Below are 24,030 nucleotides of genomic sequence, written 5' to 3'. Positions count from 1 at the left end.
CACTGGTGTGGGCGCGCGAGGATCCGATTGCCGCAATTCAGCTTGAGGGCTTCCAAGGCCTCGGTCCGAAGCTCCAAGACCTTCAAGACGGGCGACCGCCGCAACGCGACCGGGCCCCGATGACTGATCGGTCGAATTTAAAGTCTTGCCTATCGGGTCACGCGACTTGTCCGACACCGTGTGTCTCCGTTTGGTCTGGACAATGCTTGATGGCGATTGTCATCGTGTCTGTCGTCTCGGCCTTGCTCTCTCAAATGAGCCTGCCCGCTCGTCGGGACGCGTGGCTTCGAAGGCCGTCGACGCGTACCCATTCCCCGGCAGCCTCACCTCAAAAATCCAGGTGGCGTTTTTTTCCAAGGCACGCCGTTGCGGCCCATCTCGTAGCCTTCTGCGTACAGCGCACGCATGAACCTGTTGTCGAACGGGCTCTTGGCTTCAACCGTGAAGTCGGCCGGGATGTCTATGTAGTTGAAGTCAATCCGATCACGTTCGGCGTCTGCGTAGAGCCGATAGACGTCGCCAATGGCTTGCGTTTTGATCAGCGACGAAACCGCCTTCTCGGCGATATCCGGCAAGGTGGCCTTGACCGAGCTGTACTCCGGCGTGGTTCGACCGTTGCGGATCACGTACAGCCGCGCCTTGACCCTGGTGTGGAAGGTCTTGTCGAGTTCCCCGAGCGTAAGCCCTGCAGGCATGAGGAAGACCTCGTTGGCAGTGCCGCCATCGACATGCATCTCGTGATAGTTCCTGCCGGCTGCGGTCACTTCCAGATTGACGGGCGGAAAGATGCCGGGAACGGACGTCGAGGCAAGAATGACTTCGTTGAACAGTTTCCTGCGATCCGGCCGCCCACTCGCAGCAATGGCCCCCATGTCCCAGATGACGGCGCGGTCTGCATCGAGATTGGTCGTCCCGATAAATAGGCGGCGTCCCTTGGAGTACTCGTTGGCGATCGCCGCAAGCACGGCGTCAGTGATGTGTTCGTCGAGCATCTTGGCGAGCGGCGCATTGCTGGTGAACGAGCCGCTCGAGAGCGCTCCGAGTAAACTGTACCTTTTATAGATATTTGCGTCGCTGACCTCGGTGAAACCATCCTTGAGCTCGCCGTCATAGGCTGGCCCCAGGAACGCAAAGGGCGCGATGAGCGCGCCGGCGCTGATCCCGGTGACGATGTCGAACTTTGGCCTGGTCCCGGCTTTCGCCCAGCCGGCAAGAATCCCGGCTCCGAAGGCACCGCTGCTGCCACCGCCCGACAGCGTAAGAGCGTTTAGCTCCCTCATATTTATGGATGGATCGGTCTTCGACGCTTTCAGTCGCTCGTCGCGTAGCCGGACGAGGCGGCCAGCCGGATAGCTGGCGTAGGAATCGCCCCAGACCCGGATGTCACGCTGATAGCCGGGCGGCTCGGCCGCCGACGCAAATTGCTGGGGCACGCTATCGCGCGGAAAGGCTGCAATGCATGCGGTGAGCTGGGTTGTGCAGAGGCTAAACGCGATCATTCGCGCGAGCGTTCCTGCTCTTTTGGAGCTGCGCAACGGGTTGCAGACATGCTGAAGGCGCATGGCGATGGCAGAACGGGCTGAATTGGCAAGGCAGGAAGACAATAACTGGGACAAGCTGCCTTCCGATGACCATGCGGTCCGGACTGTCGTCATGGATCCTTCCTCTCTCAAGCAGCTTGCGACAAGCGAGAGGGGCTTGCGGCAAGTCACTCCTCAACTGTCTCGACGCCCGGCGGTGCTTACGAGAGATCCTTTGACCACAGGCGGGTGTTCCGGGCTTGTACAAAGCATTGGGTATTTTGACGTCTCATGCATGATCGACATCCGAACTGTCCCAATCCATTTGGACCAGCCAATCGTGGCGAGCGGCCCTGACGTCGCGAAGAAGGTGAACCGAGCGACACGCGCGGACGGTTGAAACGCTTTCGCCGTGGAGAGGTCGAATGGTCGGTATCGCCCAAGCACCCTCTGCTGAATGCTCAACAATCCAGCGAGAAACGTCAAAAGCGCGGACGCTTCCTACAAGCCTTGAATTTCGAGGAGTGATCCAGTGCGCCCCACGGAGAGGAGCGCAAGCACGGAATGCTCGCCGGTCAAGGCTTTGCATCAACATCAACCATTCAAACGAGGACAACCATGCCGTTGAATGCCACTCCCCACGCTGTGAATTCGGCATGCGCCAGGGGAACATTGTGTAAGCGGACATCTTCATGACGAGACCATCGCTCGGCATCCTCCTCGGTCTCAACGGCGGTTACGTCGACACGATGGGCTTCCTCGCCCTTGCTGGCCTCTTCACTGCCCATGTCACGGGGAATTTCGTGACGCTGGGCGCTGCGCTTGTCTTCGGAACGACAGGGGTTATCGCGAAGCTGCTGGCATTGCCGGTCTTCTGTATCGTTGTCCTGCTGTCCAGAGCGCTTGCGCTTCGCCTCAAGCTCGAAGGACGAAGAGCCATCGTCACACTCCTCACCCTGAAGCTTGTGCTGTTCACGATCGCCGCCATCGCCGCCTTCGTTCACGGCCCTGTCTCGAATGGCGACTTGCCTGCCGCAATCGCCATCGGGATGACCCTCGTAACGGCCATGGCGATCCAGAACGGGCTGCATCGCGCCCATCTTTCCAATCTGCCGCCGACGACGCTGATGACCGGCACGACGACGCAAATCATGATCGATCTCGCCGACCTCATGTCCGGCACGGCAAGCGGCCATGCGCTCGAGGTCACGGAGCGGCTGAAGCGCATGGCAACCAGCCTCCTCAGCTTTGCAATCGGATGCGCGGCCGCAGCACTCGCCGTCGTCGCCTCTCCGACCTGGTGCTTCGTGGTGCCTCCAGTGCTGGTCGGCCTAAGCTTCCTGACCCCTTCCGGCGAACCCTCCGAGGCGTGAGCTCGACAACGTTGAGGAAGACACCCCCTTGTGGATGTCGCAGTTCCGATCACCTCGCGATCCGGCCGCTCAAGTCATTCATGGTCATTCCTCTCGATTGGTAATGATTTGCCGCGCGCCCCCATCGGCGGCGCGCCTTACAGCCTCGATGAGACGGGCGTTGTGAACAGCGTGTCCAAACCCGGGCGTAGTGTAGGTCCCCGCACGCAGATCACGGGCAAGACTAGCGTAGATCTCTCCAACGTTTATCGCCGCGCCCATCAGCCCACCTGTGACTGCGGCCCGGTCGGGTGCCTCGAATGGGATGTTCGAGACGAGCCTGAGGTCCCCCGCCTGGAAGCCATAGGGGTGATCGCTGGTCAGGCTGAGCCATCCCTCCGATCCCCTGATATCGAATGTGAAACGAACCTGTTCCCGCTGGCCTCCGTCAAAATCGGCCGTGAACGCAGTGCCGGAGCGCGTATTTCCGACAATGGCGACGTAGTCGGCGGTTTCGCGGACGCTCTCTTCCCCGGTCTCTGTCAGTTTGACGCTGGGCCACCGAATTTCGGTCCGGGCGTCAACCTCGACAATCTGTCCCAGGACCGCTTCCACCAAATCGACCGTATGCCCGCCGCAAATGGTTAGGAGGTTGGCGCCAGAGGATGCCTTATTAAAAAAGTCATGCGCCAAGGGGATTTGTGGCCCGAATCCAAAGGTTGGCGAGACGATTCTGGCGCTTAGCGGCCGCCCGATCTTTCCAGAGGACACCAACTCGGCTGCGCGCCGTGCGGCGGGATTGTGCCGGCCTTGCAATCCTATCGCCGTGTGGTTTGAACCCACTGCGCGAGCCATCTCTTCAGTCTCTGCGACGCTCCGTCCCAGAGGCGCCTCGCAATAGACCGCTTTGCCGGCGTGGAGCCCCGCCAGAACAAGGTCGCGGTGCGCAGGCACCTTGACGGCGATCGTGACGAGGTCAATCCGGTCGTCACGGATCATCTCGAAGGGATCGGAAAACCAGCGCTCCGCACCGAAGGCCAGTGCCGCCTCGCGTGCACTCTGCTCGTTGCGCGTCGCCACAGCTGCGAGCTTGAGCCCGGGAAGACCATTAATGGCCGGAACGTGCGAGACCTTCGCCCAACTTGATCTGGTGTCCGCACCAATGATTCCGACGCGAATTTCTTTCTCGGTCAACGCCTCACCTCTTCATTCAACCAGTACTGACGCACTTCGTCTTTTTCTGAGAATTCATCACTCGCGGCCGTCCTGGGTGACGTCGAAAGTCCACATTGCCGCACGCGGGTCGGCACCGCTGCCGATCTTGTATCTGAAAGGCAAGATATGCGTATAATCTGGCCAGACAATCATGCCATAGCCGAACACACTGTCCGAAATTTCCTGACAATAGGAGCCAACCCGATGGACCGCTTCGCAAGCATCACGGCATTTGTGCGGGTCGCTGAGAGTGGCGGCTTCTCGGCTGCGGGCCGCCGCCTGAACCGATCCAAGGCGACGATCAGCGATCAGGTCCAAGCACTGGAAAATGCCATTGGCGTACGACTGCTGAACCGCACGACCCGGCGGATTAGCCTGACCGAGATTGGCCGTGGCTATTACGAGCGCTGCGTACAGATTCTGCAGGATCTGCAGGAAGCCGACGAAGCGGCCGGTGCACTACAGGCTATCCCACGTGGCCAGCTCCGCGTCTATTGCCACCAGAGCATCGCCCGATTCGTCGCACCGGTCGTCACCGATTTCCTGACCAGCCATTCTGAAGCGTCGGTGGATATTCGTTTCGGCTACGGGATGATCGACCTGGTTCAGGAAGCGTTCGATCTGGGGATCAGCCCGCTCTCGCCTCCCGACGCCACTCTGGTCGGACGACGCCTTGGGAGTTTGAGCCCAATTGTGTGCGGCGCTCCCGCCTACCTCGAAAAGCATCCGGCACCGCAATCCCCGGCCGATCTGGCCGACCATAACTGCCTGCGCCATCCATACGCACCACCATCTCCAGACGAGTGGCATTTCCTCGACACCGCCGACAATCCAGTGGTAGTGCGCGTATCGGGAAACCTGATCACCAGCAACCTCGAAACGATGCGCGCGGCCGCCGCGTCCGGGATCGGTCTGGTGTTGACGGTCCCGTTTCTCATCGCGGATCTATTGGCTTCGGGAGCGCTAGTGCCGCTGCTATCCGACTATCGTGCGCGAGGTTTTGATGTAAAAGCGCTTTATCCCCATCGTCGGCACCTGAGCGCCAAAGTTCGCGTGTTCATCGACATGCTGGTAGACCGGTTGGCCGAGCAAGAGCGCTGGCTCCAGCGAGGAGCCGGCTAGGTCATCGACGGGAGGTCCGTTTTCGAGACTGGTGCCAAAGCGACTGGAGTGGACGGGATAGGCCACGGATAAGAGCAAGGCTGCCCCGTTACCCGTCGGCAACTTCTTCTCGTTGCCGTGCGGCATGGGTCCATTGGGGCATCACCCACCTCGATCCGACCGACGATCCTAAGATACTCTGGAGCGCCTGTCTCATCCAGGCGGCTCAGATCAAGGGCACCCATTCCGTTGCAGCCTTATCGTGTGGAGGTCGGCAACGAGTGTCGTGCAACTTTCGAAACCGAACGACCGCAAAGAATCCGGGCTCAGCCGCTCCTAATGATTGGGGTTGGACTCAAAGCAAATCGGATATTCTGCTGGCCCATGGCCTTTTCGATCAGCCTGTCGATCGCACGGCCTCCACCAGAAGCAGTCCTGACACTATGAGACAAACGTAGTGCTCAACACCCATTGAGTTGAGACCTATCAGCACCGTTCCCACAATCGGCTCTTCCTACGCCGCTCGGTCTTGCCAAGGTACTCATATAAAAGGCCTAGACTGGACCCTGGTTGATTGACGGCCTTCCCTACATTTGCACTGGGTGCACCGGCGCCGGCAACAGGTCGAGGATGCGCTGGCTCGCTCGATTCACATACAGCGTCGCCGCCTGAACATTCTGTGCTTGGACGGCACGAACTTACATCCGATGGCGAAAGCCCGAGGCTTTCAGCGGCGAGCGGCCTGAACGCTAGGGCACATCTCTAGCAGCGAACTGGGCCGTCGGCCACGATCTAGACGTTTAAGTCTTCTCGGCAAGCATCACTGAACGCGCGAAGCAAATCGACCTCGTCGGCCCGCCTGCTGTCTGGATTGCGAAAATCTAAGTTGGGGCGGTCGTAGATTTCGACAATGCGTCGCATGACCGCCTCAGCCTTCGAGACGACGTCAGCAGAGGCGAAGAGCCGCAATTTCCCGGTCAGCGCGTAAAGGCGGATAAATTTTGATGGATCGTCGAACTCATGGGATAGGGCATCTGTGAACAATCTCGAAGCTTCGTCGATGAACTCTCCATACAGATGTTCGCGGCGAGCTATTGCTTGAGTCACGCGTTGGGCGCGCGCCTGTCCGTGCTGAGTTAGCCAGGTCGTCGCGAATGAAGCTATCGCACCAATCGCCGAACCAGCGAGAGCTGCGACAGCGGATACATAGGCATTGTCCATCACGCCTCGCCTCCTGCTAAGTTGGTTGGAGCCCGGCGGACTTATCGAACCGCGCTGAACCGCGTCGCCTTGCTGCGATCAAGGCTGACGCGAAACCGACGGTCGGCTAGTCTAGAGACCAAGAGCTGGTCGCGACGGCTTTGAGTCTCGATGCTCCAGCGTCATTGGCAAGAGCACACCACTCCTCGGAAACATGAGCCCAAGCCGCGGTCGGGAACGGCGCTGGAGACCAATCTTCTCCACTTGAACGTCGGACCGAATTCGGATCCGCGGGATCACTCCATGACAGCATTGTGATCAACTTCGGCAGGATGCGAGGGCTTGCGCAGAAGCAGGATCAGGGGGATGGCGGCAAGCGACAGGATCATCATCAGCTTGAAGTCGTCCATGTAGCTGATGATCGTCGCCTGCAGCGTGACCACGCCGTCCAGTGCAGCGCGGCCGGCGGCGCTGTAGGGGTTCATCGCCTGGAAGATCGCCGGGTTACCGAACGCCTGGTTATAGGGCGTTACATAGGTGGCGATGTTGGCGTGGTTGACCTGCACGTTTTCCGTCAAAAGGGCGGTGACGACCGAGATGCCGACGCTGGAGCCTATGTTTCGCGAGAGATTGTAAAGTCCGGTTCCCTCCGCACGCCGCTCCGGCGCCAGCGTCGCGAAGGTGATGGTGGTGAGCGGCACGAACAGGAAGCCGAGCCCCGCGCCCTGGATGAAGCCGGTGCTGATGATCGTCCACTGCGATACATCCGGAGTCCATTCGGTCATGTCGTACATGGCCAGTGCGGTGATCAGCAGGCCAGTCAACAGCAGCCAGCGTGTATCCACCCTGCCGACCAGCCTACCGACCAGAAACATGCAGGCCATGGTGCCGAGTCCACGCGGCCCCATGACGATGCCGGCCGTCACCACCGGATAGCCCATCAGCGTCTGCAGATAGGGCGTCATCAAGGCCAGCGAGGCCAGGTAGGTGACGCCGACGATGAAAATGAAGACCATGCCGACGGCGAAATTCCGGTCGAGGAAGAGCCGTGGGTTCACGAACGAATTGCGGCCGGTGAAGGTGTGGACGAGGAAGATGTAGAAGGCCGACGCGCAGATCAGCGCCTCGACGATGATCTCGGACGACGCAAACCAGTTGAGCTGCTCGCCGCGATCGAGAAACACCTGCAAGGAAGCGATGGTGAGGCTGAGCATGCCGAAGCCCAGCCAGTCGAGCCTTGCCTTGAGGTCCGTCTTCGTTTCCTGTACGAACATCGACACCCCAGCGAAAGCCAGCGCGCCGATCGGGACATTGATGTAAAAGACCCAGCGCCAGCTGACATTTTCGGTCAGCCAGCCGCCAATGACCGGTCCGAGCACCGGGCCGACCATGATCGAAACGCCGAAAAGCGCCATGGCCGAGCCGCGCTCTTCCAGGCTGTAGATATCGAGCAGGATACTCTGCGACAGCGGCACCAGGGCCGCGCCGAACAAACCCTGCAGCAGGCGGAAGCCAACGATCTGCGGCAGCGACTGCGCGAACCCGCAAAGCACCGAGGCGACCACGAAGCCGGTGATCGACAACAGCAGGATGCGCTTGCGGCCGAAACGGTTGGCAAGGTAGCCCGACGGTGGCGTCATGACGGCCGCCGCGACGATGTAGGATGTGAGCACCCAGTTGATCTGGTCGGCGCTCGCCGAAACGCTGCCCTGGATATAGGGAAGCGCCACATTGGCGATGGTCGTGTCCAGCGCCTGCATGATGGTGGCCAGGATCACGCAAGCGGTGATGGCGCCGCGATTGGCGACCACCGATGAGCTAGCTGTCGCGGACGCGCTGGTCATGACTTTTGCCCGAACAGTTTCAAGAGATCCGTCACGAAGTCCGGCAGGCCACGCGCATGGCCGGTGTCGACGCTGACCACGACGCTCATCCCGCCGCGCAGCGGCGGCTTGCTCTCCGGATCGTCGACCGTGACGCGCATCGGGATCCGCTGCACGACCTTGACCCAGTTGCCTGTGGTGTTCTGTGCCGGAAGCAAGGAGAAGCTCGACGATGAGGCGGGGCTGATGCTGGCAACCGTGCCGTGCCAGACATCGCCCGGATAGCCGTCGACGCTGATCGTCGCCGTCTGTCCCGGCCGCACATAGGTCAGTTCGGTTTCCTTCGGCTCGGACGCGATCCAGAGATCCGTCGACGACACCAGGCTGAAGGCTGGCTGCGAGGCCGGCAGGTACTTGCCGACCTGAAGCATATCCACATTGGTGACGACGCCGTCGAACGGCGCCTTGACGACGGAATCATCGAGGTTGCGCTGGGCGTCGTCCACGGCCGACTGGGCCTGGAGGTAGAAGGGGTTCTTTTCGACGGGCTGGTTGGCGTCGCCCCCCAGTTGGGCGACCGTCGCCTGTGCCTGCGCCTTGGCCACGGACACTTTCTGGCGGGCCGCATCGAGGTCGTGCTGAGCGCTGTCGAAGCTCGCCTTGGAGGCGGTAGAGGTCTTGAGCAGATCCTGCTGGCGTTTGAAAGCGGCCTCATAATAGGGAATATCGGCCTGCGCCTGCTCGATCTGCGCCAACGACTGCTGGTAGCTCGCCTGCAAGGTCAGTACCTGGTTGCGCACCGTCCCGAGCTGCGCCCGGGCCGCGGCGAGAGCGGTTTCGAAACGGGCCGGCCTCAAGCGGAAAAGCACGTCGCCCTTCTTCACCGCCTCGTTCTCGTGCACGTCGATCTCAGAGACGGTGCCGGACACGTCGGTGGAAACGCCGAGTGATTGGGCCTGGATGTAGGAATTGTCGGTCGTCATGACCTGGCCACCGATGACGTAGTAATAGCCGCCGACGACCAGCGCGACCGGAAGCAGGGCGAACAGGATAGGCCGCGTCAGGCTCCGCCTGGGCCTGGCCGGCGCCGGAGGAGGCGCCAGGGCGGCCGTGACTTGTGGCTGCGGCTCTTTGGACGGAGCCTCAAGTGCTGCCGGATCGAGGGCGACCGGCGATTCCAGCTCGTCGTCATCGATGACGATGTTGGCTCGCCTCTGCTCGCGCTCGCTATCCAGCCGGATTATCTGGTCGTCCGACCGATCCGCGGAAGGTTCATTCCCGGCCGGCTTCTTTGAAGAGATTGGTTCAGTCATGTACTTTCTCCCGGTCGACGACTGGCTTGGCGCAAGCCTCGAGCAGATTGGTTTTGATCAAGCAAAGGTTTTGCAGCAGACGCTGCTGTGCATCCGCGGAAAGGCCGACAAAGGCCTCGTCGCGTGTTTTCTGGCCGTTGCTCTGCATGTTTTCGAGCAGCGGACGGGCCTCAGGTGTGAGGTAAAGCAGCCATGCCCGGCGATCGGCAGGATCGGTCCGGCGCTCAACGAAGCCGCGGGCTTCCATCTTGTCGAGCAGCCGGGCGAGCGTGATCGGCATGATCTCGATAAGATCGGCCAGCTTGTTCTGGTGGATGCCTTCATGCAGGGAGAGATAGGCCAGCACCTGCCACTGGGCGCGGGTCAGCCCTGACGTCCGCGAGCGCTGCTCGAAACGCTTTCGAAGCAAACGGGCGGCATCGTGCAGCACGAAGCTGATGTTGGGTGAAGAGGTCATGGAAGGGACCGAATTATCGGCGCGACTTTAGTGAGCATGCTTATTATCATCATGCACATAGATGGGCCCTGGCCACCAATTTGATAATTGCAAATACCCAGAAGAGGCTATTTGGCTTTTGCGAAGATTGGCCCTTCTCCGCTTACCGAACATCTGCAGGCACCCTGTGAGAAAGGTGCTAGACGGTTGCCCGATCATTCCGAGCTTACCGGCCAACCGCGATCATCAATTGCAGCTGAGGCTGTCGAGAGTTCTCTTCCAGCGTCGTCAATCACCTCGGTCGATAGCTGCCGAGGCACGCGCACAAGGTGCGTTGGCGGAGGGAGAGAAGCCGAGATCCAACCTCCGTCTCGCGTTATGCCTTCGGCATCGCCACAAGGCCCGCTTTGGATTTCAGTTCTGTGATGGCACCAGTGAAAAAGGACGCCCGCGAGCAAAAAGTCCGGGGGCGTCAGGCAGTTCCCTCAGCTGGATGATTTCAGGCGTTTGGACCGTAGCCGTTTGGATGGTATCCGCCATCGCCGCCATTGCCCATCAAGAAGGCGCTGCCGGTGTCGACCCGAAGCTTCTGGCTCAGATCATCGAGTTGATGCAACAACTGCTTGGCTTGCCCTGCCGGAGCTGCATGCCCGCCATTTCCCGGCGCAGTGGTCTCGTAGGTCACACACCTCGTCGCATTCAATCAACTCCCACGCGCTGCAGAGACCGGGTCTGAAGAGGCTACGGTGGATCACGGGCAGTAATAGCGATGCCCGTTCCGCCCGAGATGCGTACCGCTGGCCGGGCCATACGAACGGTAGTTCTCGCAGTAGCCGTATTGGCCAAGTCCGAAGAATGGGGCAAACCCAAGGAAGTTGTCGAAGTCACGGTCATGGTCACGGAAACGACCAAAATGGCGCCTGCCGTCGAAGCGATGATCCCGGTTGAAGCCATGACGCATACCGAAGCCACCATGGCTCATGGTGAACCTATGGCCGCCGAAGCTGCGACCGCCACCGAAGCCACCTTGGTTCCTGATGAATATGGCGCCGCCATCCCCACCGCCGCGAGCCATCGACGCCGTTGCCGAGCCGATCGCCAGCACAGCACTCAAGGCGATCGTCGCCAGGATTGTCGTTGAGGTTCTCATGAAGCACTCCTTCCAGTTCAGGCTGGTCGCCGAGAAGGGAAACCTTCGGCATCGCATAGCTGAGTTCGGGATCCTGCCGTCATGTCGAGTCCGATAGGGCCACCGCACGCGGTTCACGATCCGCGTGGATTCGAGATGGGGATTGGCCGGCAAATGATAATTGGAGATACCCGGAAGAGGGTATTTGGATTCTACGAAGACTATCCTGTCTCCCGCGCACCGAACCGGCCGCTGCCAAATCTTGACTGCGGTCAATATGCCGCTCCGGATCCGCTTGGCGCCGCACCCCGGCGCGGCCTGAGGCCGCGACCCACGGAAAGTGACCGATGGGAATAAATCGGTCTGAACCGTTCGGTACTGACCATCACAATGTCGCGACGAGGCCTTCTCGCCTGGTGCGCGGTCATTGATTGCCTGGCTTTCGCTACATATGTGCGACGGGTGTCGCCTTCCGCGTCAGGCCGAACCGCCCGATTGGGAACTTCGGGATCGGCCGACGCATTGGCTATCGCGAGTATTGGAAGGAACTGTTTGGCTTCGACGACGAATGGCTCCTGTCCAACTCACTGAACTGACCGCCTTCGTGGCAGTCGCGGAACATCTCAGCTTCACGAAAGCGGCGGCGGAGGTCGGAATCGCCCTGCCTACGATGAGCCAGACCATCCGGTCGCTCGAGGACCGGCTCGGCGTTCGGCTGTTCAATCGCACCACGCGAAGCGTCGCCATGACGGAGGCTGGGCTTCGCCTTCTGGCGGAAGTACAGCCGATCCTCCAAGGCATCGATCACGCTCTAGAGAGTGTCAATTCGTTCCGCGACAAGCCAATTGGAACATTGCGCCTGGCTCTCTCGCGGCCGACCGCCGCGATATTGGCCCCGATGATGTTCGCGCCACTCATTCAGCCGTTTCTCGCGGAATACCCTGCCATTCACCTTGAAATCCATGTCGATGACACGGACAGCGACATTGTCAGCGGCAGGTTCGATGCCGGAATTCGAGTCGGGCACAGAATCGAGCGCGACATGACGATCTTGCGCATTGCGGACGAGTTCAGAATGATTGCGGTCGCCGCTCCGAGTTATTTGGCGCGCCGTTCGAAACCGTCGCTTCCAAAAGATCTGCACGCCCACGACTGCATCCAATTCCGTTCGCCCTTTGATGGCTCCGTACAGCCCTGGGTTCTCACCAAGGGCGACCAGCATACCGAGATCTCCGTCGAAGGCTCGCTCATCGTCAATGATCTTGACGTGCTACTGAGCACCACCCTCCAAGGAGTTGGCATTGGCTACCTTCCAGAGCAGATTGTAGCGAGGCACCTTGCGCGAGGCCGGCTGGTGACGTTGCTGGAGGGCTGGAATCGCACGCTGCCTGGCGTTTTCCTTTATCATCCCAGCCGTCGTCAAACGCCCATGCCGCTTCAGGTCTTTCTCAGATTCGTCGAGAAATGGCGCAAGAGTGCCCTGGCAGCCCATCGCGTCTTATGAAACCGGCGGCGAAGGTGGTCCAAGCAGCAGAATACCTCAATCTCGCGCTGCAAGAACGGCTCTCCGGGTCGACATCAGACTGGATCATGGGGTGGACAATTTGGCGACAGCCATATCCCTGGTCGCGTCCAACCGCGGTTGGCGCTTGTGCCCGCCGCCTATGCGAAAAACCGATCGGCGCATGATGTCGCTATACGGCCTTTCCAGAGTCAAGAATCAGATGGCAACATGATCGCCGGGCACGGCGCGAATCCGAAATCCTCGCCTACGTCCTGCTGGAACTTCCAATACCGCTCTTCACGATCGCTTAGTAGAAAGTGCGCTGAAACTCGACCTGCGTCTGAAACATGATGGGTCGGATCGGCTCTGCGGCCGGTTGCAACGTGTGCGTATGAAACCGATGCTGCAAGAATATCGGACAATCAAATTTCAACGACGAGCGCAGGGTTGAAATCTTGGTTTTCGCTGTCGTAGCCGCGAGGATTGCAGACGATACGCGTTTGGCCGAGTTGGTAGTCGCAGCTGGCGTGGGTATGCCCATGCACCCACAAAGCTGGACGTCCCTGTTCGATCAAGTCGGAAAGGTCGCTCGCATAGGCGGCATTCAGCGGATCGCCCTCAAATCTAGAAGGAATCGATTTCTCGTGCGGTAGATGGTGCGTGACGACGATCGTGGTAATCGGATCTGCCTTCAGCGCCGAAGTGATGAACAGACGGGATTCCTGATGCATCTTAAACGCCGTCTCCGGCACGAATCTTTGCCAAGGATTCCGCCGTTTCGCGATCAGTTTGTGGTCATTCATGCGCTCGCGCGCGTAGGCCATGGCCAGTTCCGGATGCCCTTGGATTCGGTAATCCGTCCATAGTGTGGCGCCGAGGAAACGGACGCCGTCGATGACGACGAAATTGTCTTCGAGGAAATGCACATTCGGGAACTGTTCGGCCGCAGCGCGCCCGTCCTCAAGTCCCTCTCGGATCGATCCTCGGTAAAATTCATGATTGCCGGCGACATAGATGCAGGGCATCGCCGGAGCGATATGCTTTGCGAGCCAAAAAACACCGTTGGCGGGGGCCCGGCAGAGATCACCAGCGACCACGCAGACGTCGGCGTCCGGAATGGTCAGTGGCCTTCCCAGGTCAGCAAATTCCAGATGCAAATCTGAGAGCAACCATATCTTCATAGGATTGAGTCCTTGGATTTCATCCGCGCAGAAAGGCCGCCAGAATTCACACCTCGGCGCTGATTGGATTTCCTCATTTCGACAGTCACGCGATCATCTAGGCGAGGTCATTCGCTTCCCCGTTTCAACAATGACCGCAACGCGGCTTCGCGCCCGCCTCGCGGGCGATAGTGTCGAGACACGCCCTAGCCGGCAGATCATGCTTGATACCGTTAGATTTGTTGGTGGCAGCCGATCTCGGCTTAGAACCGGGCATCACGTTCTCCGATCATAAGGCATTGAACAGCGCGCGGCGTAGCGCGGCCATCTCGGGCCAGGGCAACGCCTACATCCGAAGCCCTGAGGATTCGACCGTCCGGCACTCGGAGCCATCACGGGAGATCCTCCGTGTCGATCACGAAGTCCCACTGAAAGCCATCGCGCTCGCTGGCGACCCCTAGGCGGCCCATCGGGTTACAGACGATCCGGGTCCGGCCGACCCTGAAGTCGCTTGGATGATGCGTGTGACCGCAAATCCAGAGCGGGGGAGCCGCATCCGAATTCAGGATCCCCTCGAATGCTTCCTTCGCGCAGGCAAACAGAAAATTGGTTTCCCGGCCGACGTAAGCCGAAGGAGTACAATTCCGATGGGGCAGATGGTGCGTGACGACAACCGTTTTGCCGTCGAAAGGGAAAGCCAGCTCTCGCGCGATGAAGCCGCTCGTCAGCAAATGAAACCCAAGCATGACCTGCGGTGTCAGCAGTTCGCCGTCGCCCAGCCAGATTCTGGAGAAGTCCACCAGTTTCGTGAGTGCCGATTGCATCCGTCGCGGAAGGCCGGCGTCGTTCACTAGGTCCGTCTTGAAATCGGTCCAAAGCGTGCCTCCGACAAACCGCACTCCGCCGAGCTCCACGACGTCGTCGTCTAGAACGTAAAGTCGTTGCCGCCACGATCGCGACGCTTCGGCCACGTCCTTCATCAAAAGATGGTCGGAAGGTTTCGTTCGCAGTGGCCAGACTCCGCGATCGCTGAAGAACTCGTGATTGCCGGGCACGAAAACCATCGGCAGTTTGTATCGCTCGATAAGCCAACGCGCGTGATCGCCAAGCGTGTCGGCGTGGCAGAGGTTACCCGCGCATACGATCAGGTCGGCCCTCAGGTGCCCTATCCACGAACGAAGGATTCTGCATCTCGAGATGGAGGTCAGACCAGATCCAAAGTTTCATATCTGGCTCCAGTCATCTCAGTCGGCCAAACGCCGGGGCGCCTCTGGATCGGCGCCGTGCAGCCCAAAGGCTCGAATGCTTGTCTGCAGGATTCCCGCTCGCCACGCGCGCGCCGCGCTGCAGGCGAGACAGGCAACCAAAGGGAGCGGGAGTTCGAGTTCCTTTCTTGCACGGACATGCCATCTCAGTTGTCCTTCGACATGTCGCGGGAAGGATTCCCCAAGCGGTACCAACGGGACATTGATCGAGCTATGCGCAGCTCTTCGGAGAAAAGCCAGATATCAGAGGTCACGATCGGTCGCTCGCAACCGGGCAGAAGCGGGTGCCCGGTCGAGAAGCCGACTAGGCAAGGGACGGGGCGGACAGCCTGTCGCCAGTCCTCCAGAAGCGGAGCGTCTGACAACGCCTTCTCGCTATACAGGCGGCGGCAGTCGAACGGCGAGGCCACCAGCCAGAGGTCGACGACGAGCTTCTCTAACCTTTCGATCTCTCGCCGGATGCCGTCGTAGTCGACATCGCCGTTCTTGTTTCCAAAATAGTACACGGTTGGCTCTCCTATCCTGCTTCCCAACGCCGTCAGACCTACAAGTCCTGGGGAACGAAGGATTCGATCCGGGAACCTATCGGTTCGCAGCGCTCACGCTAGATGTCACTTTTTGTGCATGATTCGCCCGTGTAGGTCCATAGCTATGTCACTCCACGCGCCAATTGTTGACAAAATAAACCGAGGGCGGACTTGCTGCTCCATGGATTCAATTTCTGACACTCTGCGGGCGCTACGTGCAGCGCGGGCGCTCGTGAACCTCAGCCAGGAGCAAGTCGCTGAGCGCGCAGGCGTGAGCCGCAGGACGGTCGTTCGTATCGAGTCAGGCGGAAAAGGAATCGCACTTGATGCGGTGGAAAAACTTCGGCTCGCATTTGAGAAGGAAGGCGTAGAGTTTCTTCCGTCAACTCCGGAGCGGGGGCCAGGCGTCGCTCTCCGCAGGCAGAACCTGTTGTAGCTATGGACAACCTATCGCTCGGTTCACCAAGACGGCGACGTTGTGATCGACACTGAAGGCTGGCGAAACCGCTGACGTCAGGCTTTCAAACGAAGCGTCCCATCGAGATACCTTGTGCCTGACAAGATCCCAGGTTCTGATTGGCCATCGGGATCGTCATGCGGGAAGCTTCGATGCAAAAGCTAGGACAACGACTGCCAAATCACGACCGGATCTTGCTGGGAGCCATGCTCTCGAAGGAGGATCGAGGCTCCTATGGAACTTTGCGAGGTTTCATCAACCGAACCGGGCATCACCTGGAAGCGTCGGCGGATCCCGATGTCGTGACGGAGTACAAAAAGCTCCTCACGCGTGCGGAAGAAGCGTTCGCCTATGAACGCCTCCACGGGGAGGGCAGCCTGTTCAAGCTGGACCACCCTCTCAATCAACAATTCCTCCGTGCTTGGTTGAAATTGCCTCCCGGTTACATAGAAGCCATAGAGCGCGAGAAGGCTAGGAAGTCAGCGCGTTCCTAGCTGAAGGCGGTCGTCGGCTTCGTCTAAAGCCGACGCGAGCGTGTGGCGAACGGTGCCAATGACTCTGCCGCCAGGACCGAACGTCACATAGTTTTCCAGCCCTTCCTCGTCTTCGAGCGTTCGGTAATCCTCCAGAACGTTTGGAGTATCTGCATCGTTGAACCGGCGCACAACGATGCTCACGAGCATAACGCGTGCCGCATCTTCCAAAAACCCTGCCTCCATCAATGCCTTTAGGGCTCCTTGCCTGCCCTCGTATGCGTCTGTCGCCGTCACCCCACCTTCCGTTATCGCGAAAAACCACCTCTTTCCGTCATTCAAATAAGAGCCCAGTGAAACCATGAATCCTCTCCGATTGCGTCGAGGACCATCGTCGCGAAAGATTGAGAAAGGGTGCTGTCACCGGGAGATGCAGGCCGCTCATGCACCTGTCGCATTCGCACGCGAGGACTACGAAATGCACCAAGCCGCCGGCTCGTCTTGGATACGGACGAGCATCAGTCCTGACCTTTCGGATTCGAAGCTCCTGTTGGCGGTCCATTGAGGGAAGCGTCCGGGCAGGCGCGGCCAGTCATCCTGTGCATGCAGCGGCCAAGCGCGCACATTGCAACGCATGGCAAAACGCGGCGAAGCAGCGGGACAACACCTGCTAAAACCAGCCATCTCCGGTTCGGTGGCGCTTATCGTCTGACTACATTGCCGGAGCTGCGGCGGCCGAGGCGGTCAGGGTGTCCTCGACTCCAGTAGGGTAGACTCTGTGTTCCCGTTTTTATCATGAACTTCCGGACCAGCGCTTGGAAACTCTCCCGGGCATAGGGTCGAATTTCGTCGCGGAAATATTTACCGGAACGCGCTATAGGCGCTTCTTTCCATGGGAGGCAATACAGTGAACATTCTCGTAGAAGTCAGGCAGGGGAAGCTATTCTTCTCCTTGAAACTTGACGATGGTGGCGAGGAGAGCGGCTTTGCCCCGAGGGCCTTGGAAAAGTTTTAGGGGCCGTTCGAAACACTGTACTCCGAAAAATACTTATGGAGCATTTTCAGGAGGAGCATGGCAGGTATGTGCGCATGCTAGGGGATCGCAAGATTCGTATCGACAGATACGACACCAAGGTTTGCATGACTGTGAATACGGCATCCGACAAAGCCGTATTCACGACCAGCAGCCTCATTGAATTGATGACGTTCATAGACCCGCGAACTGGAAATCCAAGGCCTTTCGATACCAATTTATCCCCTTCGCGCTCCTGAGCTTGCGGGCATTCTTGATCCTTTCAACGCCGATGAATTCTGCTCCAGCAGGGCGCGCGATCGCGTGCGCGATATTGGGCTTTTCGATGTTCAGCATCGCACCCCAGCCAAATTCTTCTTCGACACGGTTCCATCCGGGATAGATTTCCGTCACAGCTTCGATGACCCAGTCATAAGAGCTCTCCCAGCCATATTTCTGGTGGTCAGGAGTTGGCCCGAGTTCCCATCCGAGTTCGGAAGTCAAGCCGATTTCCAGCGGGCAAAGGATCGGCCAGAGGAACTGCGGCGTTCTTATATCGACCATCTCATTGGTCGCATAATCCCTGATCATTTTCCGTAACAACTCAAGCCGATCTTCTTTGCCTAAGGAAGATGTCTGGTGCACATACGCTATCGTTGTCGTTAACATGGCTTCCACCCCCACTTTGCCCTTGATGGTAACCTGCCGGCGCAAATCTGGGAGCCCAGCCAAAACAACAAATGCAGCTCAAACCTCTGGCGGTGGCATAATTTCATTCGCGGCAGCAATCGTTCTCAGGATTCGCCCATCTCCGCCGATGACGCCAACAATCATGATCTCGTTTGTGAGTTTCCCCGACAATCCGCAAACGGCATTGAAAATTGCGCTCAACATTTTTCTATCGGTCATAACGCGCCTTCGGCGGAGCGCCACCGACGCCGAAAGCCGCCAACTGTTTTTAGAAAGTACAGGTAGACAAGTCACCCGCCAGTTTGCGACGGTCGGATAACTTTGGGGAAAATCCGATTGTGCCAATAATACCCGATGCTGCGCCGTCCATTCAGAATGGCCAGAAAGCCCCAATTATTCATAGGGTCATTCACTGAACTGCGATTTCCCGCAATCAACGCGGGGCGGGCTAGTTTCAAGCAACCAGCCCTCGAGGAAAATGAGATTCTTTTTATTGGTGGTCATATTTACGGCAGCCGCTCAAAGGACGGATACACCATTGATGACATTGTGCATCAGATTGTCAGCGCTCTAAGCGAGGATGCCGTAGCTATGATCACGCATAAGATGTCATGCACACGCAACCCGACATCTAGGGCTGATGCGTACGGCAACCTTGTAAATGATCGGGCGGTATACGAAATGACCGCTCGGAAGCCTAGGGCGGAATTGTTTTCAGTCATCCCCAAAGGGGGATCACAAAAAGCCGCCGAAAAAGTAAAGGCTGCCCGAAGGCAGCCTCTTAGTGAAACGGCCCCTGGGTAACTTATAAGAGGTCCAGCGCCACCGTTCCGAAAAAACATACAGGCCATTCCGCGAAAAAGTCCACCTAAAAAGTGAAACTCGCCAAACCATCAGGCCCCATCTCGTAAGCCAGTTTATCCCTTTGGCTTCGCCTTCTCAACCTTCACCACTCGCTTCGCGGCCACCTTCCGTGGCGCCTCATTCAAAAGCTCTTCGGTTTCAGACGCGCCTATTTTGCACGCCAACTCGCGGAATTTCTCAACCTGGCTCTTCATTCGCGGCAGCAATCGTCTTGCGACCTGATGACATCGGAGCCGATGCAGCGTCAGATCAGCGGTCTGATAGGCCCTCGCCACGATGAAGGTCCGAGGCGGTTCCAGAGCTCGCTTGCGGCCAGGCTGCCACCTACCCCGTGGAACGGTAACGTTGCGACCAATTCACCACCGAGGAAACAGCAACGCAAAGCGAGATGCCGCCACACGGCAGCTCTCGCCGGCGCCCACTGCCTCAACAACACGTTCACGAAGATCGTTAGAAAGGGCTCGCGATCAGATGCTGGCCTCCGTCCAGCCAGCATCTTGAACTGCAAACCAGCAGCTGTGAGAATCCCACACCACGCAGAATGGCGCGAAAAGATCGCTCCACAGACGAGTGGAACTTACACCATTCCGAGCGCGGCCTTGTACAGATCGAGGATCGCTTCCTCTTCCTGGCGCTCGGCCTGATCTTTCTTGCGCAGCCTGAGAATAGTCCTGATGGCCTTTGTGTCGAAACCCGTGGATTTCGCCTCTCCGAACACCTCTTTGATGTCGTCGGAGATCGTCTTCTTTTCTTCCTCGAGCCGCTCGATGCGCTCGATGAATGCGCGCAGCTGGCCTGCGGCTACGGTCTGGCTGGTGTCTGTGATGTCGTCGGCCATTTATGAACCCTTCCTGGCACGGGAGGCGTGTCGTCCAATTCGACGAAGTGTCGCCTGCTTAAGTTGTTGATTTGATTTGTAGCCTACAGGAAAAGGGGGCGACTAGAAGCCGGTGCCCTTGGCTTCGGCGAACACTTCCTTGATGTCGTCGGAAATCGTCTTCTTTTCTTCCTCGAGCCGCTCGATGCGCTCGATGAAGGCGCGCAACTGGCCGGCGGCAACAGTCTGGCTGGTCTCGGTGATGTCGTCGGCCATTTTTTCTCCACGTCGTTTCGGCGCCGCGCTCAGGCGATTCTCGCCGCGGCAAATTCGAGCGGGTTCGATGCCCGAGCGGGCGGCGCGGGTCAAGCCGTTATCGATGCGACATGAAGGGTTGGGCACACCCTAAAGATTCGGGTCAGGCCGAGCCGGAGTCGAAGACGGACGCGAAGCGGCCAAACAAGGTGGTTTCCGAAAACCGAAGCGGAGCGTACTTAAAGTACGTGAGCACCGGAAGCGCAGGAAGCCGGCGTTTGCAGGCCGGCATCACCTGAATATCGACCCACCTTAACCGAAGGCGATCAGCAAGTCCTTCGCATCGATCTGGTCACCGGCCTTGACCAGCACCTCGACAATGGTGCCGTCGCGCTCGGCATGCAGCGCCGTTTCCATCTTCATCGCCTCGATGGAGAGCAGCACGTCGCCGGCCTTGACCGCCTGGCCGGCGGCGACGGCAAGCGCGGAGACCACGCCCGGCATCGGCGCGCCGACATGCGCCTCGTTGCCCGGCTCGGCCTTGCGCCGCGCCTTGGCAGCGGAGGCGCCATGCGCCCTGTCCGGCACCTTCACGCGGCGCGGCTGGCCGTTGAGCTCGAAGAACACGGTGACCATGCCCTTCTCGTCGACATCGCCGATCGCCAGGCAGCGCACCACCAGCGTCTTACCCTTCTCGATGTCGACGAAGATCTCGTCTTCCGATTTCATGCCGTAGAAATAGGTCGGCGTCGGCAGCACGCTGACCGGCCCATAGATCTCCTGCGTGGCGGCGAAGTCGGAAAACACCTTCGGGTACATCAGCCAGGAAGCGAATTCGAACTCGCTGAGCTTGCGCTCGAGCTTCTGCTCGATCTCCTTGCGGCTGGCCTTGAGATCGGCCGGCTTGAGCAGCGAGCCCGGCCGCGCCGTGATTGGCTTGTCGCCCTTCAGCGCCTTTTTCTGCAGCGCTGGCGGCCAGCCGCCGGGCGACTGGCCGAGATCGCCGCGCAGCATCGACACCACGGAGTCCGGGAAGGCGATGTCCTTGCTGGGGTTCTCGACATCGGCGACGGTCAGGTCCTGGCTTACCATCATCAGCGCCATGTCGCCGACGACCTTGGACGACGGCGTCACCTTGACGATGTCGCCGAACATCAAATTGACGTCGTGATAGGTCTGCGCCACCTCGTGCCAGCGTGTCTCCAGCCCCAGCGAACGCGCCTGCTCCTTGAGGTTGGTGAACTGGCCGCCCGGCATCTCGTGCAGATAGACTTCCGAGGCCGGTCCCTTGAGGTCGCTCTCGAACGCGGCGTACTGGTTGCGCACCGCTTCCCAGTAGAACGAGATGTGGCGGATCCATTGCGGATCGAGTCCCGGATCGCGCTCGGTGCCCTTCAGCGCCTCGACGATCGAGCCGAGGCATGGTTGCGACGTGTTGCCCGAGAAGGAATCCATCGCAGCGTCGATGGCGTCGACACCGCTTTCCACCGCCGCGAGCACCGTAGCCGCCGACAGGCCCGAAGTGTCATGCGTGTGGAAATGGATCGGCAGGTCGGTCTCCTCGCGCAGCGCCTTGAACAGCACGCGCGCGGCACTTGGCTTCAGCAGGCCGGCCATGTCCTTGACCGCGATGATATGGGCGCCGGCGGCCTGCAATTCCTTCGCCAGCCCGACATAATATTTGAGGTCGTATTTGGCCCGCGCCGGATCGAGTATGTCGCCGGTGTAGCACATCGCCGCTTCGATCAGCTTGCCTTCGGCGCCGACCGCGTCCATGGCGACGCGCATGTTCTCCACCCAGTTCAGGCAGTCGAAGACGCGGAACAGGTCGACGCCGCCGCTGGCCGCTTGGCGGACGAAATGCTGCACGACATTGTCGGGGTAGTTCGTGTAGCCGACGCCGTTGGCGCCGCGCAGAAGCATCTGCAGCAACAGATTGGGCGCCGCCTCGCGCACCAGCGACAGCCGCTCCCACGGATCCTCGGTGAGGAAGCGCATGGCGACGTCGAAGGTCGCACCGCCCCAGCATTCGAGCGACAGAAGCTGCGGCAGCGCCCGTGCATAGGTGCCGGCAATACCGGCGATGTCATGCGTGCGCATGCGGGTGGCGAGCAGCGACTGGTGCCCGTCGCGCATCGTCGTGTCGGTGACCAGAACCTCTTTCTGCGCACGCATCCAGGCCGCGAATTTCTCCGGGCCGAGCGCATCGAGTTTCTGCTTGCTGCCGCCAGGCACCTTGCCGTTGAGATAGGGCACCACCGGTGCCGCCGCATCGGCCTTGGGCATCGGACGGCCGCGCGTCTCGGGATGGCCGTTGACGCTGACATCGGCCAGGTAGTTGAGCAGCTTGGTCGCGCGGTCCTGCCGCTTGACCTGCTGGAACAGCTCCGGCGTCGTGTCGATGAACCTGGTCGTGTAGGAATTGTCGGCGAAGCTCGGGTGATTGATGATCGCTTCGAGAAAGGTGAGGTTGGTCGCCACGCCGCGGATGCGGAATTCGCGCAAGGCGCGGTTCATGCGGGCGATGGTCTCGGACGGCGTCGGCGCCCACGCCGTCACCTTTTCCAGCAGCGGATCGTAGAAGCGGGTGATGACCGCGCCCGAATAGGCGGTGCCGCCGTCGAGACGGATGCCAAAGCCGGTGGCGCCGCGATAGGCGGTGATGCGGCCATAGTCCGGGATGAAATTGTGCTCGGGGTCTTCGGTGGTGATGCGGCACTGCAGCGCGTGGCCGTTCAGCCTTATGTCCTTCTGCGCCGGCACGCCCGATTCCGGCGTGCCGATGGCAAAGCCGTCGAGGATGTGGATCTGCGCCTTGACGATGTCGATGCCGGTCACCTGCTCGGTGACGGTGTGCTCGACCTGGATGCGCGGATTGACCTCGATGAAATAGAACTTGCCGGTGTCGGCGTCCTGCAGGAATTCGACCGTTCCAGCGCCGACATAGGCGGTCTCGCGCGCGATCTTCAGCGCATAGCCGCACAGTTCCTGGCGCAGCGCCTCGCTGAGATAGGGCGCCGGCGCGCGCTCGACGACCTTCTGGTTGCGGCGCTGGATCGAACAGTCGCGCTCGAACAGATGCACGGCGTTGCCATGCGTGTCGCCCAGCACCTGCACCTCGACATGGCGGGCGCGCTCGATCAGCTTTTCGAGATAGACCTCGTCCTTGCCGAACGCGGCCTTGGCCTCGCGCTTGCCTTCCATGACCTCGCGGGCGAGATCGGCCTCGGAGCGGATGGCGCGCATGCCGCGGCCGCCGCCGCCCCACGATGCCTTCAGCATCACCGGGTAGCCGATGGTCTTGGCCAGCGCCTTGACCGCCTCGATGTCGTCCGGCAGCGGCTCGGTGGCGGGCACGACCGGCACGCCGACCTCGATTGCCAGATTGCGCGCCGCGACCTTGTTGCCGAGCCGGCGCATCGTCTCCGGCTTGGGGCCGATGAAGGTGATCCCGGCCACCGCACAGGCCTCGGCGAATTCGGGGCTCTCCGACAGCAGCCCGTAACCGGGGTGGATGGCGTCGGCGCCCGAAAGCCTGGCGACGCGGATCACCTCTTCGATCGACAGATAGCTTTCGATCGGCCCCATGTCCTTGCTGAGATGCGGCCCGCGCCCGACCTGGTAGCTTTCGTCGGCTTTGAAGCGGTGCAGCGAATATTTGTCCTCCTCGGCCCAGATCGCCACGGTTTTGAGGCCAAGCTCGTTGGCCGCACGGAAGACGCGGATGGCGATTTCGGACCGGTTGGCGACGAGGATTTTCGTGATGGCCAAGGACTGCGCTCCAAAGGCGGAGAGGATGGGGGCTACCGCAATGATTAGCGTGAAAATGCTGCAGTGCAAACGGATTCGCGCGACATCTAAACCGATTTAAATCGTTTGTTCGCGCCAACAACGAAAAATGCCCGGCGCGGGTGCGC

At 59.8% G+C, this 24,030-nt stretch carries 21 protein-coding genes and 2 pseudogenes; 6 read left to right on the top strand and 17 right to left on the bottom strand.

Going from position 1 to position 24,030, the window contains the following annotated elements; genetic code table 11:
- Window positions 1-323 precede the first annotated feature (323 nt).
- A complete protein-coding gene (locus AC1RUK_RS30120) occupies window positions 324-1,655 on the bottom strand; it encodes a patatin-like phospholipase family protein (protein ID WP_481840154.1) in 1,332 nt (443 codons plus the stop codon).
- 557 nt (window positions 1,656-2,212) lie between these two features.
- Here AC1RUK_RS30120 and AC1RUK_RS30115 point away from each other — a divergent pair.
- Window positions 2,213-2,893, top strand: a complete 681-nt coding sequence (locus tag AC1RUK_RS30115; RefSeq protein WP_481840153.1) for a DUF1275 family protein — start codon at window positions 2,213-2,215, stop codon at window positions 2,891-2,893.
- An 84-nt stretch (window positions 2,894-2,977) separates the two neighbouring features.
- Here AC1RUK_RS30115 and AC1RUK_RS30110 read toward each other — a convergent pair whose 3' ends face one another.
- Window positions 2,978-4,066: a Gfo/Idh/MocA family protein gene (locus AC1RUK_RS30110; protein ID WP_481837719.1), complete on the bottom strand. Its 1,089-nt coding sequence runs from the start codon at window positions 4,064-4,066 to the stop codon at window positions 2,978-2,980.
- Window positions 4,067-4,291: 225 nt separating this feature from the next.
- Between AC1RUK_RS30110 and AC1RUK_RS30105 the strand changes: the two genes are divergently transcribed.
- Window positions 4,292-5,209, top strand: coding sequence for a LysR family transcriptional regulator (locus tag AC1RUK_RS30105; protein WP_481837720.1), 918 nt, complete (start codon window positions 4,292-4,294; stop codon window positions 5,207-5,209).
- A 771-nt stretch (window positions 5,210-5,980) separates the two neighbouring features.
- Here the strand turns inward: AC1RUK_RS30105 and AC1RUK_RS30100 are convergent.
- The 5 genes from AC1RUK_RS30100 to AC1RUK_RS30080 form a co-directional block, all read right to left on the bottom strand.
- A complete protein-coding gene (locus AC1RUK_RS30100; RefSeq protein WP_481837721.1) occupies window positions 5,981-6,409 on the bottom strand; it encodes a hypothetical protein in 429 nt (142 codons plus the stop codon).
- Window positions 6,410-6,684: 275 nt separating this feature from the next.
- A complete protein-coding gene (locus AC1RUK_RS30095) occupies window positions 6,685-8,232 on the bottom strand; it encodes a DHA2 family efflux MFS transporter permease subunit (RefSeq protein ID WP_481837722.1) in 1,548 nt (515 codons plus the stop codon).
- A complete protein-coding gene (locus AC1RUK_RS30090) occupies window positions 8,229-9,524 on the bottom strand; it encodes an HlyD family secretion protein (protein ID WP_481837723.1) in 1,296 nt (431 codons plus the stop codon). The genes AC1RUK_RS30095 and AC1RUK_RS30090 overlap by 4 nt, the downstream gene beginning before the upstream one ends.
- Entirely contained in the window at window positions 9,517-9,981 is a 465-nt protein-coding gene (locus tag AC1RUK_RS30085; RefSeq protein ID WP_481837724.1) for a MarR family winged helix-turn-helix transcriptional regulator, read from the bottom strand. Before AC1RUK_RS30085 ends, AC1RUK_RS30090 begins: the two co-directional genes overlap by 8 nt.
- Before the next feature lie 478 nt (window positions 9,982-10,459).
- Window positions 10,460-10,645, bottom strand: a complete 186-nt coding sequence (locus AC1RUK_RS30080) for a hypothetical protein (RefSeq protein WP_481837725.1) — start codon at window positions 10,643-10,645, stop codon at window positions 10,460-10,462.
- Window positions 10,646-10,798: 153 nt separating this feature from the next.
- On the opposite strand from AC1RUK_RS30080, the gene AC1RUK_RS30075 reads away from it, so the two are divergent.
- Both AC1RUK_RS30075 and AC1RUK_RS30070 read left to right on the top strand, forming a co-directional pair.
- Window positions 10,799-11,101: a hypothetical protein gene (locus AC1RUK_RS30075; protein WP_481837726.1), complete on the top strand. Its 303-nt coding sequence runs from the start codon at window positions 10,799-10,801 to the stop codon at window positions 11,099-11,101.
- Window positions 11,102-11,657: 556 nt separating this feature from the next.
- Window positions 11,658-12,593: a LysR family transcriptional regulator gene (locus AC1RUK_RS30070; RefSeq protein ID WP_481837727.1), complete on the top strand. Its 936-nt coding sequence runs from the start codon at window positions 11,658-11,660 to the stop codon at window positions 12,591-12,593.
- Window positions 12,594-13,015: 422 nt separating this feature from the next.
- Here the strand turns inward: AC1RUK_RS30070 and AC1RUK_RS30065 are convergent, their stop codons facing one another.
- From AC1RUK_RS30065 to AC1RUK_RS30055, 3 genes are all read right to left on the bottom strand, one after another.
- Complete coding sequence (locus AC1RUK_RS30065; RefSeq protein ID WP_481837728.1) at window positions 13,016-13,774, bottom strand: metallophosphoesterase; 759 nt, start codon at window positions 13,772-13,774, stop codon at window positions 13,016-13,018.
- Window positions 13,775-14,145: 371 nt separating this feature from the next.
- Complete coding sequence (locus AC1RUK_RS30060) at window positions 14,146-14,898, bottom strand: metallophosphoesterase (RefSeq protein WP_481840321.1); 753 nt, start codon at window positions 14,896-14,898, stop codon at window positions 14,146-14,148.
- Between the two features lie 266 nt (window positions 14,899-15,164).
- The gene (locus AC1RUK_RS30055) at window positions 15,165-15,524 is read right to left on the bottom strand and encodes a DUF6634 family protein (RefSeq protein WP_481837729.1); all 360 of its coding nucleotides are present in this window, start codon (window positions 15,522-15,524) and stop codon (window positions 15,165-15,167) included.
- 118 nt (window positions 15,525-15,642) lie between these two features.
- Between AC1RUK_RS30055 and AC1RUK_RS30050 the strand changes: the two genes are divergently transcribed.
- Window positions 15,643-15,981, top strand: coding sequence for a helix-turn-helix domain-containing protein (locus tag AC1RUK_RS30050; protein WP_481840320.1), 339 nt, complete (start codon window positions 15,643-15,645; stop codon window positions 15,979-15,981).
- 173 nt (window positions 15,982-16,154) lie between these two features.
- Entirely contained in the window at window positions 16,155-16,496 is a 342-nt protein-coding gene (locus AC1RUK_RS30045) for a hypothetical protein (protein WP_481837731.1), read from the top strand.
- On the opposite strand, the gene AC1RUK_RS30040 is transcribed toward AC1RUK_RS30045, so the two are convergent.
- The 7 genes and pseudogenes from AC1RUK_RS30040 to pyc all read right to left on the bottom strand — a co-directional run bounded on the left by AC1RUK_RS30040 (window position 16,482) and on the right by pyc (window position 23,884).
- Complete coding sequence (locus tag AC1RUK_RS30040; protein ID WP_481837732.1) at window positions 16,482-16,838, bottom strand: hypothetical protein; 357 nt, start codon at window positions 16,836-16,838, stop codon at window positions 16,482-16,484. The genes AC1RUK_RS30045 and AC1RUK_RS30040 overlap by 15 nt on opposite strands.
- An 844-nt stretch (window positions 16,839-17,682) precedes the next feature.
- Window positions 17,683-18,156, bottom strand: a complete 474-nt coding sequence (locus AC1RUK_RS30035; protein WP_481837733.1) for a hypothetical protein — start codon at window positions 18,154-18,156, stop codon at window positions 17,683-17,685.
- Between the two features lie 78 nt (window positions 18,157-18,234).
- Complete coding sequence (locus AC1RUK_RS30030; protein WP_481837734.1) at window positions 18,235-18,396, bottom strand: hypothetical protein; 162 nt, start codon at window positions 18,394-18,396, stop codon at window positions 18,235-18,237.
- Window positions 18,397-19,250: 854 nt separating this feature from the next.
- Window positions 19,251-19,463, bottom strand: a pseudogene (locus AC1RUK_RS30025) (IS630 family transposase); the annotation flags it as partial.
- A gap of 155 nt (window positions 19,464-19,618) precedes the next feature.
- Window positions 19,619-19,879, bottom strand: a complete 261-nt coding sequence (locus AC1RUK_RS30020; RefSeq protein ID WP_481837735.1) for a DUF2312 domain-containing protein — start codon at window positions 19,877-19,879, stop codon at window positions 19,619-19,621.
- Window positions 19,880-19,984: 105 nt separating this feature from the next.
- Window positions 19,985-20,134: pseudogene (locus AC1RUK_RS30015) on the bottom strand (GapR family DNA-binding domain-containing protein); the annotation flags it as partial.
- Between the two features lie 291 nt (window positions 20,135-20,425).
- Window positions 20,426-23,884: a pyruvate carboxylase gene (pyc, locus tag AC1RUK_RS30010; protein WP_481837736.1), complete on the bottom strand. Its 3,459-nt coding sequence runs from the start codon at window positions 23,882-23,884 to the stop codon at window positions 20,426-20,428.
- Window positions 23,885-24,030: the final 146 nt, after the last annotated feature.

Source organism: Mesorhizobium monacense (genome assembly GCF_056781675.1).
This window is presented reverse-complemented; position numbering and strand designations above follow the sequence as displayed.

Bases quoted from the DNA above. Each gene is read 5' to 3' on its own strand.
- AC1RUK_RS30120 (WP_481840154.1), bottom strand. From the start codon at position 1,655: ATGACGACAGTCCGGACCGCATGGTCATCGGAAGGCAGCTTGTCCCAG.
- AC1RUK_RS30050 (WP_481840320.1), top strand. From the start codon at position 15,643: ATGATTCGCCCGTGTAGGTCCATAGCTATGTCACTCCACGCGCCAATT.
- AC1RUK_RS30115 (WP_481840153.1), top strand. From the start codon at position 2,213: ATGACGAGACCATCGCTCGGCATCCTCCTCGGTCTCAACGGCGGTTAC.
- AC1RUK_RS30065 (WP_481837728.1), bottom strand. From the start codon at position 13,774: ATGAAGATATGGTTGCTCTCAGATTTGCATCTGGAATTTGCTGACCTG.
- AC1RUK_RS30090 (WP_481837723.1), bottom strand. From the start codon at position 9,524: ATGACTGAACCAATCTCTTCAAAGAAGCCGGCCGGGAATGAACCTTCC.
- AC1RUK_RS30085 (WP_481837724.1), bottom strand. From the start codon at position 9,981: ATGACCTCTTCACCCAACATCAGCTTCGTGCTGCACGATGCCGCCCGT.
- AC1RUK_RS30100 (WP_481837721.1), bottom strand. From the start codon at position 6,409: ATGGACAATGCCTATGTATCCGCTGTCGCAGCTCTCGCTGGTTCGGCG.
- AC1RUK_RS30070 (WP_481837727.1), top strand. From the start codon at position 11,658: ATGGCTCCTGTCCAACTCACTGAACTGACCGCCTTCGTGGCAGTCGCG.
- AC1RUK_RS30040 (WP_481837732.1), bottom strand. From the start codon at position 16,838: ATGGTTTCACTGGGCTCTTATTTGAATGACGGAAAGAGGTGGTTTTTC.
- AC1RUK_RS30035 (WP_481837733.1), bottom strand. From the start codon at position 18,156: ATGTTAACGACAACGATAGCGTATGTGCACCAGACATCTTCCTTAGGC.
- AC1RUK_RS30095 (WP_481837722.1), bottom strand. From the start codon at position 8,232: ATGACCAGCGCGTCCGCGACAGCTAGCTCATCGGTGGTCGCCAATCGC.
- AC1RUK_RS30020 (WP_481837735.1), bottom strand. From the start codon at position 19,879: ATGGCCGACGACATCACAGACACCAGCCAGACCGTAGCCGCAGGCCAG.
- AC1RUK_RS30045 (WP_481837731.1), top strand. From the start codon at position 16,155: ATGCAAAAGCTAGGACAACGACTGCCAAATCACGACCGGATCTTGCTG.
- AC1RUK_RS30105 (WP_481837720.1), top strand. From the start codon at position 4,292: ATGGACCGCTTCGCAAGCATCACGGCATTTGTGCGGGTCGCTGAGAGT.
- AC1RUK_RS30030 (WP_481837734.1), bottom strand. From the start codon at position 18,396: ATGACCGATAGAAAAATGTTGAGCGCAATTTTCAATGCCGTTTGCGGA.